This window comes from Natrinema salsiterrestre, from assembly GCF_029502005.1.
Taxonomy (GTDB): Archaea; Halobacteriota; Halobacteria; order Halobacteriales; family Natrialbaceae; genus Natrinema; species Natrinema salsiterrestre.
This window is the reverse complement of record NZ_JAMQOT010000002.1, coordinates 192900-207460: the sequence shown is the minus strand read 5'-3', so window position 1 is coordinate 207460 and position 14561 is coordinate 192900. Positions and strand designations below refer to the sequence as shown.

The 14561-nt window shown below is 65.3% G+C and carries 15 protein-coding genes; 9 read left to right on the top strand and 6 right to left on the bottom strand.

Going from position 1 to position 14561, the window contains the following annotated elements; all coding sequences use genetic code 11:
* Positions 1-73: 73 nt before the first annotated feature.
* The 3 genes from NDI89_RS06465 to NDI89_RS06455 all read left to right on the top strand — a co-directional run bounded on the left by NDI89_RS06465 (position 74) and on the right by NDI89_RS06455 (position 2695).
* On the top strand, positions 74-817 hold the full coding sequence (locus NDI89_RS06465) for a hypothetical protein (RefSeq protein WP_277520695.1): 744 nt from the start codon (positions 74-76) through the stop codon (positions 815-817).
* A 212-nt stretch (positions 818-1029) separates the two neighbouring features.
* Positions 1030-1824, top strand: a complete 795-nt coding sequence (locus tag NDI89_RS06460; protein ID WP_277520694.1) for a class I fructose-bisphosphate aldolase — start codon at positions 1030-1032, stop codon at positions 1822-1824.
* Position 1825: 1 nt separating this feature from the next.
* Complete coding sequence (locus tag NDI89_RS06455; protein ID WP_277520693.1) at positions 1826-2695, top strand: class 1 fructose-bisphosphatase; 870 nt, start codon at positions 1826-1828, stop codon at positions 2693-2695.
* Positions 2696-2705: 10 nt separating this feature from the next.
* Here NDI89_RS06455 and NDI89_RS06450 read toward each other — a convergent pair whose 3' ends face one another.
* Positions 2706-2954, bottom strand: coding sequence for a DUF8119 family protein (locus tag NDI89_RS06450; RefSeq protein WP_277520692.1), 249 nt, complete (start codon positions 2952-2954; stop codon positions 2706-2708).
* A 5-nt stretch (positions 2955-2959) separates the two neighbouring features.
* Positions 2960-4132 (bottom strand): hypothetical protein, encoded by a 1173-nt coding sequence (locus NDI89_RS06445; RefSeq protein WP_277520691.1) that lies wholly within the window; start codon positions 4130-4132, stop codon positions 2960-2962.
* Between the two features lie 541 nt (positions 4133-4673).
* On the opposite strand from NDI89_RS06445, the gene NDI89_RS06440 reads away from it, so the two are divergent.
* Positions 4674-6473 carry an acyl-CoA carboxylase subunit beta gene (locus NDI89_RS06440; protein WP_277520690.1) on the top strand — a complete coding sequence of 600 codons (1800 nt, stop codon included), beginning with the start codon at positions 4674-4676 and terminating at the stop codon, positions 6471-6473.
* 216 nt (positions 6474-6689) lie between these two features.
* Entirely contained in the window at positions 6690-7040 is a 351-nt protein-coding gene (locus tag NDI89_RS06435) for a DUF5658 family protein (RefSeq protein WP_277520689.1), read from the top strand.
* 48 nt (positions 7041-7088) lie between these two features.
* Here the strand turns inward: NDI89_RS06435 and NDI89_RS06430 are convergent, their stop codons facing one another.
* The 4 genes from NDI89_RS06430 to NDI89_RS06415 form a co-directional block, all read right to left on the bottom strand.
* A complete protein-coding gene (locus NDI89_RS06430; protein WP_277520688.1) occupies positions 7089-7709 on the bottom strand; it encodes a PH domain-containing protein in 621 nt (206 codons plus the stop codon).
* The gene (locus NDI89_RS06425) at positions 7687-8313 is read right to left on the bottom strand and encodes a PH domain-containing protein (protein ID WP_277520687.1); all 627 of its coding nucleotides are present in this window, start codon (positions 8311-8313) and stop codon (positions 7687-7689) included. Before NDI89_RS06425 ends, NDI89_RS06430 begins: the two co-directional genes overlap by 23 nt.
* A gap of 5 nt (positions 8314-8318) precedes the next feature.
* Positions 8319-8828: a MaoC family dehydratase gene (locus tag NDI89_RS06420; protein WP_425607752.1), complete on the bottom strand. Its 510-nt coding sequence runs from the start codon at positions 8826-8828 to the stop codon at positions 8319-8321.
* 176 nt (positions 8829-9004) lie between these two features.
* Positions 9005-10405, bottom strand: a complete 1401-nt coding sequence (locus NDI89_RS06415) for an NAD-dependent succinate-semialdehyde dehydrogenase (protein WP_277520685.1) — start codon at positions 10403-10405, stop codon at positions 9005-9007.
* A gap of 121 nt (positions 10406-10526) precedes the next feature.
* On the opposite strand from NDI89_RS06415, the gene NDI89_RS06410 reads away from it, so the two are divergent.
* From NDI89_RS06410 to NDI89_RS06390, 4 genes are all read left to right on the top strand, one after another.
* Positions 10527-10772, top strand: coding sequence for a DUF8106 domain-containing protein (locus tag NDI89_RS06410; protein ID WP_277520684.1), 246 nt, complete (start codon positions 10527-10529; stop codon positions 10770-10772).
* A 555-nt stretch (positions 10773-11327) separates the two neighbouring features.
* Positions 11328-11477 carry a hypothetical protein gene (locus NDI89_RS06400; protein ID WP_277520683.1) on the top strand — a complete coding sequence of 50 codons (150 nt, stop codon included), beginning with the start codon at positions 11328-11330 and terminating at the stop codon, positions 11475-11477.
* A 2-nt stretch (positions 11478-11479) separates the two neighbouring features.
* The gene (locus NDI89_RS06395) at positions 11480-12982 is read left to right on the top strand and encodes a right-handed parallel beta-helix repeat-containing protein (RefSeq protein WP_277520682.1); all 1503 of its coding nucleotides are present in this window, start codon (positions 11480-11482) and stop codon (positions 12980-12982) included.
* A 710-nt stretch (positions 12983-13692) separates the two neighbouring features.
* Entirely contained in the window at positions 13693-14550 is an 858-nt protein-coding gene (locus NDI89_RS06390) for an HpcH/HpaI aldolase/citrate lyase family protein (RefSeq protein WP_277520681.1), read from the top strand.
* Positions 14551-14561: the final 11 nt, after the last annotated feature.

Genomic DNA, 14561 nt, shown 5'->3' with positions numbered 1-14561 from the left:
TCCCCGACGGTAACGAATCGGAGAAACCTTCAAGGGCGATGGATGTGAGTTCAAGACAGACTCGGTGAATCGCGTGAGCAAGAAACACGTTGGTGGGAAGATAGGTTCGGGGAACGCTAGCGACGTCGACGGCGAAGAGAACACCGTCGTCGACATCGGTATCACTGTCGACGTCAGCGACATCAGCCATCCGGTCGACGCCGCCGATGACGATGTCCAGCTCGGGTTCGACGAAGCGGACCCGCTCGAGGCGGCGACGGAGGACGATACGACGGACCGCGGGTCCGCTCGGGCGGTCGACGCGGGGATCGATGCCGACGAGCGCGCAGATCTCGAGGCGGCGGGTATCGATCCGGGCGTGGTCCCGAACAAAGAGTACTCCTATCGGATGCTACTGGACGAGGGCGTCGACGAAACGGTCGCGGCCGCGCTTCGCCGGCGGTTTTCGCTACCGTGGTCGTTCGAGAGCGAGGGGGACCTCGACCGGCGCTCGAGCGAAGTCCGCGGGCTCGGCGACGCCGAACGCGAGTGGATCGCCGTCAGCGACGACGAGGAGTGGCAGACCTTCGAGTACGAACATTCCGAACCCATCGCGGTCGAACGGGAGCGACCGTCGGAGCGGCCGTATCCGAGACCCACGCCGATCACCGCCGTCACGGGTGTCGGACCCGACGACGCCGAGGTACTGGCCGAGGCCGGGATCCGCTCGGCGGAGCGACTGGCGACGGTGGACGCGATGGGCGTCGCGAACGTGCTCGAACTGAACGTGCTGCACGTCCGGACGTGGCGGCACAACGCGCGCGAACTCGTCGAGTAACCGCTCGACTCTGGCCGTTCACGTGACGTGCTGTGACTCTCGGCCACCGATTCAGACGGAAAGCGACCCGCTTCGGTACTCGAACGGGCCACTGACGCGTCGCCCGGTCGGATCGCCGTCCTCCGAAATTCGGGAGTGTTACTACTCTTATACTCAATTTCGATAACCCGGATCATTAGAGATTTATAGCGGCCTGTTGGACCGTCTATCAGATGATCCCGATCGACGACTCTCCGATCGTTCGCGACGGCAAGTCACTGATTCTGGCGATGGACCACGGGCTCGAGCACGGCCCCGTCGACTTCGATGAGGTTCCGGAGAAACTCGATCCGGCGACGGTATTCGAGACGGCGACGCACGACGCCGTCACGTCGATGGCCGTCCAGAAGGGGATCGCGGAGGGGTACTACCCCAGTTACGAGGACGACGTCAATCTCCTCCTGAAGCTCAACGGCACGTCGAACATGTGGATGGGCGAACCCGACTCCGCGATCAACTGCTCGGTCGACTACGCGGCCGAGATCGGGGCCGATGCCGTCGGCTTTACGGTCTACAGCGGTTCCAACCACGAAGTCGAGATGTACGAGGAGTTCCGAGAGATCCACGAGAAAGCCCGGGAGTACGGCCTCCCCGTCGTCATGTGGTCCTATCCGCGCGGCCAGGGACTCAAGAACGACACCAAACCCGGCACGATCTCCTACGCGACTCGCATCGCCCTCGAGGTCGGTGCCGACATCGCGAAAGTCAAGTATCCCGGCAGTTCCGACGCCATGGAGCACGCCTGCAAGGCGGCGGGCGACATGAAGGTCGTCATGAGCGGCGGGTCGAAGACCTCCGACTACGACTTCCTCTCGACGGTCGAGTCCGCCGTCAGCGCCGGTGCGAGCGGGCTCGCGGTCGGCCGCAACGTGTGGCAGCGCGAGAATCCGACCCGGATCCTGGACGCCCTCGAGGAGGTCATCTACGAGGAAGCGACCGCCGACGCGGCGCTCGAGGCGACCGAATAGGATGACGGTGTCCGATCCAGTCGTCGAAGACGTCGTGGCGACGATCAGCCGATCGGCGACGGAGATTCGACAGGGACTGATCGGCCGGCGCGGGACGGTCGACGAGCAGAATCCGAGCGGCGAGACGCAGGCGGAAGCCGACGTCTGGGCCGACGAGTTGCTCAGCGATCGGATCGCCGGAATCGACGGCGTCGGCCAGTACGCCAGCGAGGAACGAGCCGCCGTCGTCGACTGCGGCGACGATCCCGCCGCGTCGTCGGCCTACGCCGTCGCGGTCGACCCGCTCGACGGGTCGTCGAACCTGCAGTCCAACAACGCGATGGGGACGATCTTCGGCGTCTACGACGCCGCGTTGCCGGCTCGCGGCGACTCCCTCGTCGCCGCGGGGTACGTCCTCTACGGCCCGATCACGACGATGGTGCTCGCCACCGACGAGACCGTCTCGGAGTACGAACTCACCGGCGGCGAGCGAACGCTCATCGAACGCGACGTCACCCTCCCCGCGGAGCCGGTGGTCTACGGCTTCGGCGGTCGCGTCCCCGACTGGCCCGCAGACTTCCGCGAGTACGCCCGCGAGATCGAATCGGAGCTCAAACTCCGCTACGGCGGCGCGCTGATCGGCGACGTCAATCAGGTGCTCACGTACGGCGGTACCTTCGGCTACCCCGCACTCGAGTCCCGTCCCGAGGGAAAGCTCCGGCTCCAGTTCGAGGGGAACCCGATCGGCTACGTCGTCGAGCGCGCCGGCGGTCGCTCCTCGAACGGCTCTCAGTCGCTGCTTTCCGTCGAACCCGACGATCTACACGACCGGACGCCGCTCCACGTCGGGAACGACGACCTGATCGAGCGACTCGAGGCGGCGCTCGCGTAGCGGAGTCGAATCAGTTCTCGTCAGGTCGTATCCAGGCCGCAGTTACGGTGACGTAGACCCCGACGCCGGCGACGAGGAGGGCGTAGAACGCCCACCGCGGCCAGGCGGTCTCGAGGAACAGCAGCGTCAGGAGGAGGACCCACAGCGAGACGGCGAGCAGGTCAAGAAGCAGTCGGAGGATACCGCTGACGGCGGCGCTGGCGGCGCTGGGTGTCCGGCCGGATTCCGTTTCCGTGGCGCGCGTCGTATCGTTGCTCATTCGTCTCAGAAGTGATAGCCGTGCTTCTCGGTCAATCGATAGGCGCCGACGCCCCAGACGTAGCTCTGTCCGGGCCACCAGGTCCGGGCGTTGTTGAACCCCGCGACGAGGACGTCGCCGTCCTCGCCCTCGGGGTCGGGGTGGTAGCTCACCGAGCCGCTGTCGCCGTCGGTCAGGTCCATTTCGCCGCCCCAGCGGATCTGCCCGCGGCGACAGAACTCGTCGGTGAAACACGTGACGGCATCGACGCCCTGTATCTCTCCCGTCGTATGGCCGGTCATGGCCCCGACCTTCTCGAGTTCCCGGTCTCGAGCGACGAGGTCGGCGAGCCCGAACTTGGTGAACTGGCCGCGGACGCGGGGCCGAGACTGCGCGTCGATCCTGCTCGCGGGCTCGAGCCAGCCGTTCGGTTCGACGGCGGCGACGTCTTCGACGGGGTGATAGTGAACGACGTCCCCGAGTTCGATGGCGTCGTCGTCCGGCCGCGGCAACGACAGCGCGTCCTCGGTCGAATCGCGATCCCCGCCGAACGCGTGATCTGCCGTCACGAAGAACCGCTGCTTACTGTCGGGGTGGTACAGCGTCGGGCCGAGCGTCGCCATGCTCGAGGGGGTCTCGCAGGCGACGCCGCTCGGGACCGAGCCGTCCGCGAGACTGTCGGCGAAGCGGGGCTCGTAGGCTTCGGGACCGTCCTGGATCTCTTCGACATCGATGATCGTCTCCGGATCGATGTCGATACCCTCGGCGAACTCCCCGAGCAGCTCGCCGACGGAGTGACCGTCGCTCGAGAGGCCGACGGAGACGGTGGCGGTCCCGCTCCCGTAGTCGCCGGGGATGACTGCGCTGCCCAGATAGCCCGTGAAAGCGAACCGAGCCAACCGCCTGTTCACCTCGAAGGCCTTCTCGACGGCGGCGTACCACTCCGCGGGGACGTACCGCGTTCGTTCGCGGACGGTCCACGGGTCGTCCGGATCGTCCCTGACGAGCGCCGTGACGATGGGGACCTCTCCGTCGTCGGCGGCGAGGAAGTCGTCGACGCCGAGCCACCGAGCCATCCCGATGGCGAAGCCGCCGCTAGCGACGGTTCGCACGAACTCTCGCCGATCCATTCCCGTCTCGAGTCGGTCGCGAAGCGTCGCGAGCCGCTGGACGAGACCTTCGATGTGTCTTCCCGACATACCGCGACAGAGCTGTTCGACCGCTGTGCTTCCCGTTCCGCCGAGCCGTCTATTCACGGACACGGGCTCGATAACCGTTGGGACGGACGACGAATTCGATAAAAGCGGTTCTGCCTGCAGGTGCCGCCAATGGGTTCGCAGCCGGATCGATCGCTCCGACAGCTTTCGCGAGGATCGGCGAACCCGACGCGATCCGGCAGCGTTCCTCGAGGAATCGCCCTCGCTATAATAGCTGCACGACTGAACGCGAGCGTTCGTATCGAACACCCGTTCAGTACGCACTGTCTCCGTGCTGGTGACCACGGAGGCGACGATCCCCTCTCGATCGGATCCCCCCGGCCGCGACACTGCCCTCCTCCTCGCCTCCGGCGAGCCCCGGTGATCCGGTCCGGTGGGATCCGATCTCTCCTCTTCCACCCTCTCTGTCTCCGAACGCCCCGTATAGGCACTCCTGAGGCGGGATTTATCGCGAAAGACGGCCCCGCTCGAGAGATCGCGACTCGTCGAAAACGGTATTTGATCCCCCGTCGCAGGCAACAGCATGCGCGTTCGTATTACGGCTGGTGCCGACGACGACGAAGCGGCGGCGATCGGCGCCGCGCTCGCCGACCACGTCGGCGAGACGGTCGAAGTGTATCTCGGCGACCAGACGGACCCGGCGGTAGTTCAGGATGTCGAGCAGGAAAGTGGCAGCTCGGCCGGTGGAGAATCGTCCACCGGCGGTAACGAGGGGGACGGCGAGTCCGCCGCCGACCTCGGACCGACGGAGCGCGAGCGACGACTGCGGGACGAGATCGCTGACATCCTCGAGGGCGGCCCCGAGAAGTACCGGGCCCAGCTCTCGGAGGACGGGAAGCTGTTCGTCCGGGATCGACTCGAGCTGTGGTTTTCCGGCGAGGACAGCGAGTTGCACTTCGAGGACGGCAAGTTCGCCGCGTTCGACGACTGGCATCCCGACGGCGCGAACACCGACGAGGACGATGACGATCGACTGCCGGCGGACGGACTCATCACGGCGGCGGCCACCTTCGAGGGGCGGGACGTCCACGTCATGGCCAACGACTACACGGTCAAACGAGGCAGCATGGCCGCCAAGGGCGTCGAGAAGTTCCTCCGGATGCAACAGCGCGCGCTCAAGACGGGGAACCCGGTGTTCTACCTGATGGACTCCTCGGGCGGTCGCATCGACCAGCAGACCGGGTTCTTCGCCAATCGAGAGGGCATCGGCAAGTACTACTACAATCACTCGATGCTCTCCGGGCGGGTGCCCCAGATCTGCGTCCTCTACGGCCCGTCCATCGCCGGTGCGGCCTACACGCCGGTCTTCGCGGACTTCACGATCATGGTCGAGGGGATGTCGGCGATGGCGATCGCGTCCCCGCGGATGGTGCAGATGGTCACCGGCGAGGATATCAGTCTCGAGGAACTCGGCGGACCGGACGTCCACATGCGGGAGTCGGGATCGGCCGACTTGATCGCGTCCGACGAGGAACACGCCCGCGAGCTGGTCGCGCAGTTGATCACCTACCTGCCGGACAACGCCGACGAGGACCCGCCGAAACGGGAACCGAAGTCGCCCGCGAAGTCTCCGGACGGAATCGACGCCATCGTTCCTCAGGAGCCGAACAAGGGGTACGATATGACCGACGTCATCGATCGAATCGTCGACGCGGGGTCGTACTTCGAGTTACGCCCCGATTACGGCCCGGAGATACTCACGGCGTACGCCCGGATCGACGGCCGCCCGGTCGGTATCGTCGCCAACCAGCCCGCCCACCGCGCCGGCGCGATCTTCCCGGACGCGGCGGAGAAGGCCGCGGAGTTCATCTGGAAATCGGACGCGTTCAACATCCCCTTACTCTACCTCTGTGACACGCCCGGCTTCATGGCCGGCTCGCAGGTCGAGAAAGACGGCATCTTGGAGCAAGGGAAGAAGATGATCTACGCGACCTCCTCGGCGACGGTCCCCAAACAGACCGTCGTCGTCCGCAAGGCCTACGGCGCGGGCATCTACGCGATGGGCGGCCCCGCCTACGACCCCGAGAGCGTCATCGGGCTTCCCTCGGGCGAGATCGCCATCATGGGGCCCGAGGCGGCGATCAACGCCGTCTACGCGCGCAAGCTCTCCGAGATCGACGATCCCGAGGAACGCGAACGGATGGAACGGGAGCTCCGAGAGGAGTACCGCGAGGACATCGACGTCCACCGGATGGCCAGCGAGGTCGTCATCGACGAGATCGTCCCGCCGAGCACGCTGCGCGAGGAGTTAGCCGCCCGCTTCGACTTCTACGAAGACATCGAAAAATCGCTGCCGGACAAGAAACACGGGACGATCCTCTGATCGGCCTCCTTCTACCGGCGGTCGTCCCACCGGCTCGGTCGATCCGTCCGAGAACCCGTGTGCTCGAGCGGTCGAGAGGCCGCTCGTCCCGACCGGTTATCATTCCTTACCACCGTCGGAGCAGCGGCTACGCCTCCCATAACAAAACCCCGCATAGTGGAAGCGGCGCGTGCTCCCGGTGGCACGGCGATCCGGTTCGACTCCGGCGGGGAGCCTATGAGTTCCGAGGGCGCGACCCTTCACCATCGGCTCCCCGGCGACGTGACGCCCGTCGATCTCGAGCGACTGCTCTGGGGGATCGTACTCCTCTCCCTCGTCGCCGATATCGTCACGACGTTCGTCGGCCTCCACCTCGGGCTCTCCGAGTCGAACCCGGCCGCCCGCGGGGCGATCGAGAGCTACGGTCTCGGCGGAATGGTCGCGCTGAAGGCGGGCGCGATCGGCGTCGGGCTCGTCTGTCGGCCGCTGCTCGAGCGGGAGTATCGGGCGATCGTCCCGGCGGGGCTCGCGGTCCCGTGGCTGGCAGCGGCGATTCTCAACGTGTACACGATCTCGACCGTGGTTTGAGGCGCCGGCGGGAACTGTCGGTCTCGCCTCGAGTCCGACCGACTGACTCTACTCGAGCGCCCGCCGCCACTCCCGAACCTCGGCGAGGACCGCTTCCCACTGGTCGCGTCGGCCCGGAACGTCCCGGCCGGTCAGGCGCTCGCGTTCGGCCTCGAGACGGTCCCGAATTGCCCCCGGATCGTCGACGTTCCAGAAGGCGAGTTCCGAGCCGCTGGCGGCTTCGATCGTGACGGTCCCGTGACCGACGAGCCGGCCGATGGGATCCTGTTCGACCGTCGTGTTCTGGATTCGCTCGAGCGAGACGGTCCGAACGGTCCGCCCGAGAACGCCGTGTCGGGTCGCGACGACCGTGTTCGTGACGACGAACGCCGTCCGCGAGACGCGGGCGTACTGCCAGAGTGCCGGAATGACCAAAAGCGCCACGCCGACGACGGCGACGGTCGGCACGACGTCGAGAGCGATCGCTGCCAGCAGGACCGCCGTCCCGACGAGGGCGAACGCGACCCACGGCAAGACGGTCTGGATCCGCGGGCCGCCCTGCCAGCGGATCCGTTCCCCCTCCTTCAGGGGGAGCCACTGGGTTACCGCGGCTGACTCACCGCCCGGAATCGGCCCGTTCTCACCCTCGGTCCGCTCCCGGTCACGGTCAGACGGATCGGTCTTCGTCATACTCGTAGGACTGGTGGCCGTCACCCTGTCGGTCAGCGGCACGGTTCTCGGCGCTCGAGCGACCCGGGGCGTCCTCCTCGACGGCGGTCCGAATCGCCCGGAGTTCGGTGAGGATCTCCTCGAGGACGTCGTCTTTCGTGTGCTCGTCCCCGGACTCGCCCCGTTCGCGTTTGATCCGCTCGCTGATCCGTTGCTGGACGGCCTTCGGGTCGGGGACCGACTTGAAGGCCATCTCGACGCCGGAGCCGCCGGCGGTACTGACCTCGACGGAGCCGTAGCCGAAGTGGGTTCCCAGCGCGCTCTGGCTGTAGGAGATGTCCTGGACCTTCGCGTGTTCGATCCGCTTGACGTCCCGCGAGAGCACGCCGGTCTTCTTGTACAGCGCGCGGGTCGTCACGACGTAGTGGGTGTTCGTCACGCGGAGGTACTCGCTGGCGATGATGACGAGCCCGATCAGCACGATCGAGAGCGGAATCCCGATCGCGAACGCCGGAATGAGCGTCCGCCGATCCGGACCGCCGGCCCAGATCACGTCTTCGCCGTCGTCCAGCGATAGCCACTCGAGGTCGACGCCGACGTCTTCGTCCGTGGGTTCGGTGCTCATCGTCGTCACTCCCCGTTTCCGTCGGTCTCAGCGTGCTCTCGTTTCAGCGAGAGTGCGGTTCGGTCGAACTCGCAGACGAGCGGTTCGTCCGAATCGTTCACCTTGAACGCCTCGACGTGCATGGTGACGATTCCGCGCTCGCCGTCGCTGGTCTCGCGCTTGTCCGTGACCGTCGACTGGACGCGAATCGTGTCCCCGTGGAAGACCGGGGTCGGGTGTTCGACGTTGTCGTACGAGAGGTTCGCGACGATGGTGCCGTCGGTCGTCTCCGGAATCGAGACGCCGACGGCGAGGGACATCGTGTAGAGTCCGTTGACCAGCCGCTCGCCGAACTCCGTGTCGGCCGCGAACTCGCTATCGAGGTGGAGCGGCTGCTGGTTCATCGTCATGTCGCAAAAGCGCTGGTTGTCGCTCTCGGAGATCGTCCGCCGGCGGTCGTGCTCGATGGTCTCGCCGACCTCGAACTCCTCGTAGTACAGTCCGGTCATAAGTTCGGAGTCGCGCAGTACGCACAAAAACGTGTCGTCTCTTCGAAAGGTGTGCGGGAGGGGTCGGCGCTCGTTCGGTGCTCGAGAGCTATAGTCGTCGTTGAAACGATTTACTCACCGCTCGCACTCGAGCGGGAGCACAATGACTTTCAACGCCGACTATAACACCGCCGCAGACGCGCTCTCGGGTGACCGATCGGAGGTTATTCGACCATGTCGGGCTCGTCGCCGGCGTCCCGCTGGACCCAGATCGTCTTCGTGTTCACGAACTCTCGGATTCCCTGTCGCGAGAGTTCCCGGCCGTAGCCCGAGTCCTTCACGCCGCCGAAGGGGAGTCGGGGATCGGACTTGACGAGTTCGTTGACGAACGCCAGTCCCGACTCGAACTCGCGGGCGACCCGCTCGCCGCGCTCGAGATCCTCTGTCCAGACGCTCGCGCCGAGTCCGAAGCGGGTGTCGTTGGCTTTCTCGATCGCGGCGTCCTCGTCGGGCACTCGGAACACCGTCGCGACCGGACCGAACAGTTCCTCCTGATCCGCGGGCGCGTTTTCGGGGACGTCCGTGATCACTGTCGGCGGGTAGAACGCGCCGTCGCGGTCCATCGGCTCGCCGCCCAGTTCCAGCTCGCCGCCCTGCTCGATCGTCTCTTCGACCTGCTCGTGGAGGTCTGCCATGAGGTCCTCACGGGCTTGCGGGCCGATGTCGGTCTCGTCGTCCATCGGATCGCCGACGGTCTGTGCGTCCATCTCGTCGACGAACCGGTCGACGAACTCGTCGTAGACGTCGTCGACCACGATAAAGCGCTTCGCCGCGATACAGGACTGACCGTTGTTGATGAGCCGGGCCTGGACCGCCGTCTCGACGGTCTCCTCCATCGGCGCGTCCTCGAGCACGACGAAGGGATCGCTCCCGCCGAGCTCGAGGACGGTCTTCTTGAGCTGACTCCCGGCGGACTCCGCGACCGCTCTCCCCGCGCCGTCGCTCCCAGTGAGCGTGACGGCCCGAACCCGGTCGTCCTCGATCACCGCGTCGATCTCGCCGGAGCTGATTAGCAGCGAGGTAAACGCCCCCTCCGGGAAGCCCGCCCGCTCGAAGACGTCTTCGATGGCCCGGGCGCAGCCGGGGACGTTCGAAGCGTGTTTCAGCAGGCCGACGTTGCCCGCGGCGAGGTTCGGGGCCGCAAAGCGGAACACCTGCCAGAAGGGGAAGTTCCACGGCATGATCGCGAGCACCGGGCCGATCGGCTGGTGGGCGACGACGGTCCTCGCGCGCTCGTCGCTCGCGACGACCTCGTCCTGCAGGTGCTCGGCCGCAGTTTCGGCGTAGTAGTCACAGACCCACGCGCACTTCTCGACTTCAGCGTGTGCCTGTCCGATGGGTTTCCCCATCTCTTCGGTCATCAGTTCCGCGTACTCGTCCTCGCTCTCCCGGAGGACGTCGGCCGCCCTCGCCAGCAGCCGCTGGCGCGTCTCGATCGGCGTCTCGCTCCACTCCTCGAAGGTCTCGGTCGCCCGCTCGAGATGGTCGTCTCGCTCCTCGTCGGAGGTTTCCTCGAAGCTGTCGACGACGTCCCCCGTCGCCGGATTGGTACTCTCGATGGACATGCAGTGACCGACCACGACGAACTGCTTAGTACGCGGGGCTGCCTACCAATGGCGTGTCCCGGTCCGTCACGATAATTCGTGCCGCACAACCCCTATCCCCGTCGAGTTCATAACAGCGGCAATGGCAATCCGCACGTATCACGACGATTCGCAGCCGCCGCCCGAGCGGGGAACGGACGACTCGCATCCGCCGTCCGAACGACGGAAGACCGTCCTCTTCTGTCCGGAGTGTGGCCACGAAAGCCCGCTCACCGACGACTGGGAGATCACGATGGCTGACGGCGATCGACTGCTCGTCTGTACCGACTGCGGGTCGGTCGTCGACCGACGATCGCGACGCCGCTCCGAACTCGTCGAAATCGCGTGACCCGAAAATCGCGGTTCCGAGTCGGTCGAATCGCGGACCAGACACTTCTCACTCACCACTCGTTTTCAGGGGATCTCCTCCCCGATTCAGCGTGAGATCGCCCCTCCAGAGGCCCGTTTTCGTCGATTCAGTGACTGAGACGGGACGTCGCGGTTCCCCGTCGACGGACTCGGTTCCCGGAGTCGATCGGACGTCGGGAGGTCCTCGAGCGAGGAGTCGCGCCGAACGGCCTCGCCGATGTGGTTCGGATCGGTGACGAGGTGGTGGAGGCGGGGGGCTCCCCCGTGACCGCCTGCTGCCGGTCTTTCCGAACCCGATGATGCCCGGAAACGCCTGTTCGCTACCCGTTGTGCTGGCAACATTCACTGTCGCGCTTTCATTACGCGACATGGAAGAGCCGATCTCATCTGCCGTTCCGGCTCTAGCCGATAGTCGCTCTCTCCCGGACTTTCGGCCGTGGTTGCGGTTTCTACAGCGGTCCGCACTTCGAGTTCTGGGCGCTCCGAGCCGCTCTCAAGACAGCATATTTATAATATTATAGTAGAGTCGTTTCGTATGACTGATGTAGGACCCCGCCGACGGGACGTCCTCGTCGCGGTCTCGGGAACCTCCCTCCTGCTGGCAGGCTGTACGGAAAGTGATTCGTCGGTCACTACCGACTATGGGGCCGCATACGGGCGCGAATACGGAGCCGGGAGTGAGTAACCGTGGGCGAGCGAACGCCGCGACTCGACCTGGGCACGTTCGAGGAAGGCGAGGAGTGGGACCACACCGACACGGTCGAGGCCGTCGACGAACACGCGATCGTTCGGGGACCGATTAGCGACCGCCCCGCCGAGGGCGAGTACGACGACGAACTCTACCACGCGACCGATCAGGGAATCACGTGGCGCTGGGACGCCGCAGACGAGGACTGGGTGTACTTCGGCGGACGGGGGAGTTCTGAACAGCCGGTTCCGGGAACGAGCCACTTCGAAGCGGCGGAGTTCGTCGACGCGCGTACCGCGGAAACGCCCGTCTGGAACGTCGAAGCCCACGGGATCGAGGGCGACGGCGAAACCGAGGTCGGTCGGGACGTCCACGACCTTCTCGCGGAAGTCGAGTCAGCTGGCGGCGGGATCGTCTACTTCCCGCCCGGACGGTACGTCCTCGAGCGGACGCCGCTGATCGGCGACGATACGATCCTGCTGGGCGCGGGTCGCGCGACGGTCTTCGAGGGATCGCGCCCCGACGGCGAGGAGGGACGGGCCCTCGTCTCCAACAGGGGCTACGACGGGGTCGAGTACGGTGGCGCATCGAACTGGGGGATCCGTAACGTCCGAATCGATTCGCCGGAAACGAACGGCATCATGCTCGCACACGCGGAAAACGTTCGACTGGAAAACGTCTACGGCGACCGCATCTACTACCATCACATCGACGTCGTGTCGTCCACGAACGTCACTATCGACGGCTACTGGGCGACTCGAGGGGGCGACGCCGGGTCGAACGCGCCGATACAGTTCGACAATCAGACGTCGGAGATCGCGTCGAACAGCATCTGGGACGGCACCGACGAGTCGTTGACCGGAAGCGACGGGACGCGGACGCAGAACTGTACGCTCGAGAACTTCGAGATCGATCCGGAGAACGGCCCCGAGTACGGCGTCCACATGCACCGGAACGGCAACGAGTCGATCACGATCAGAGACGGCTACATCACCGGCTGCCTGTACGCGGCGATCAGGGGTGACACCGGTGACGAGATCGCTGATCTGACGATCGACCGCGTCTCGTGTATCGAGAACGCGAGGGGGATCTCGCTCGGACAGCTCGAGAGCGGCCGACGAGAGCTGACGATAACCAACGTCACGATCAGGACCGACAACCGGGGACTGGCCGCTGGATCGGGAATCTACGCGGCCGGATTCGACGGTGCCGAAATATCGAACACCATCGTCGACGGAGCGTTCACGAACTCGATCCTCTTCGACGACATGGACGACCTGAAACTGAGTACCGTGACGGCCAAGGGAGCGTCGGATCAGGCGTTCCGCTTCCGAGAGAACGTCGATGCGACGCTGACGACCGCTCGAGCGGCGGACTGTGGCGACGCGGGCGTCTACGCGGGGCCCGGTAGCAGCGTCGCCTACGGTGGAGTCACGTTCGAGGCTGTCGGTAGCGAGGTCGTCGTCGACGGCGAGTTGCGGGAGTGGAACGCGTCCTCGTAGGCGGTTTTCACTCGTCGCGAATGGAGTCGACCAAAATTGAGGCCGCGGATACCGATCGAGAGCACGGATTCTGTATTCAGTCCTCGCTGTGAAACTCGCGTTCGGTACAGTGAGTATATCCCACTCACATCGAAAATAGTAGGACAGCTCTCTTAGATAAATAATAACAGATCGATGGTCGAAATCTTCGTAACTATTCTATTCGTCGTGGTCGCAATGATTCCCATAGTGGCCAGACTCTATGGGCTACACCGCGATCAGTCAGACGAACAGGACAACCGCGACTCAGACGAATAGTACCATACTGATGGTGTCTTACCTGTCAGGCGGATAGTGTCGTTCTCTCGATCAAAATCGAATACGGAGTCGATTACTGAATTCCTGATCTGGGCAGCAATGTGTCGTCGGTGAATTAATCGCGAATCGTCCGACGCAGACTCCCGAAATCGCCTCCAACGAGCCGCATACTCTACGGTTCCCGGACGGATCGGTCCGGACCCGTCCCATCCGATTCTCCGTCCCCGGGTTCGTTCGACCGCGTTTCACTCTGAGTGTGGTGTCCGTCCCACGCCATCGCACCTGCCTCGAGGTCGATCCGTCCGACAGTGTCGGCCTCCCAGTAGCGCCGGTCGAAAACGGGCCGATCGAGCGATCGGTACCGGTTCGCCGCCACACCGACGGTTTTGACCCTGGCTGTCGGAACGACCAGCATGGTCCGCAGAAGCGTACTCTTCACGCCCGGTGACCGACCAGAGATGTGCCGGAAAGCGCCCGACGCGGGAGCCGACGTGATCGTCTTCGATCTCGAGGACGCCGTCGCCCCGCGGCGGAAGTCGGAGGCCCGCGAGGCGGTGCGAGACGTGCTTTCCGATCCCGAATTCGATCCCGACTGCGAGGTGTGCGTTCGCGTCAACGCGACGGACGCGACTCGAGCGGACGATCTCGACGCGCTGTTCGCCGATGACCACAGCGAGTCCCTCGAGAGCCTCATGCTGCCGAAAGTCGGTTCGGCGGACGACGTTCGCACGCTCGCCGACGAACTGGGCAGCTACGACGCGTCCCTGCCCGTCCTGGCCTTGCTCGAGAGCGCCGACGGCGTCCTCGAGGCGCCCGAGATCGCGGCCGTCCCGGAAACCGACGCGCTGGCGTTCGGCGCGGAGGACCTCTCGGCGGACATCGGAGCGACGCGGACCGCCAAGGGGACGGAGGTACTCTACGCGCGGGAACGCGTCGTGCTCGCGGCGGCGGCGAACGATTGCGCGGCGATCGATACACTCGTCACCGACTTCGAGGACGAGGCCGCACTGCGGGAGGACGTCGACTTCGCGATCCAACTCGGATACGACGGAAAGCTGGCGATCCACCCCGCGCAGATCGGGCCGATCAACGAGGCGTTCACGCCCTCCGCCGAGGAACGCGAGTGGGCCGATCGCGTCCTCGAAGCCAAACGCGAGGCCGACGCGGCGGGACGGGGGGTCTTCGCGGTCGACGGGGAGATGATCGACGCGCCGCTGATCGCACGCGCCGAACGGATTCGGGAACGGGCCGCGGCCGCCGACGAAAGCTGACCGAATGCCCA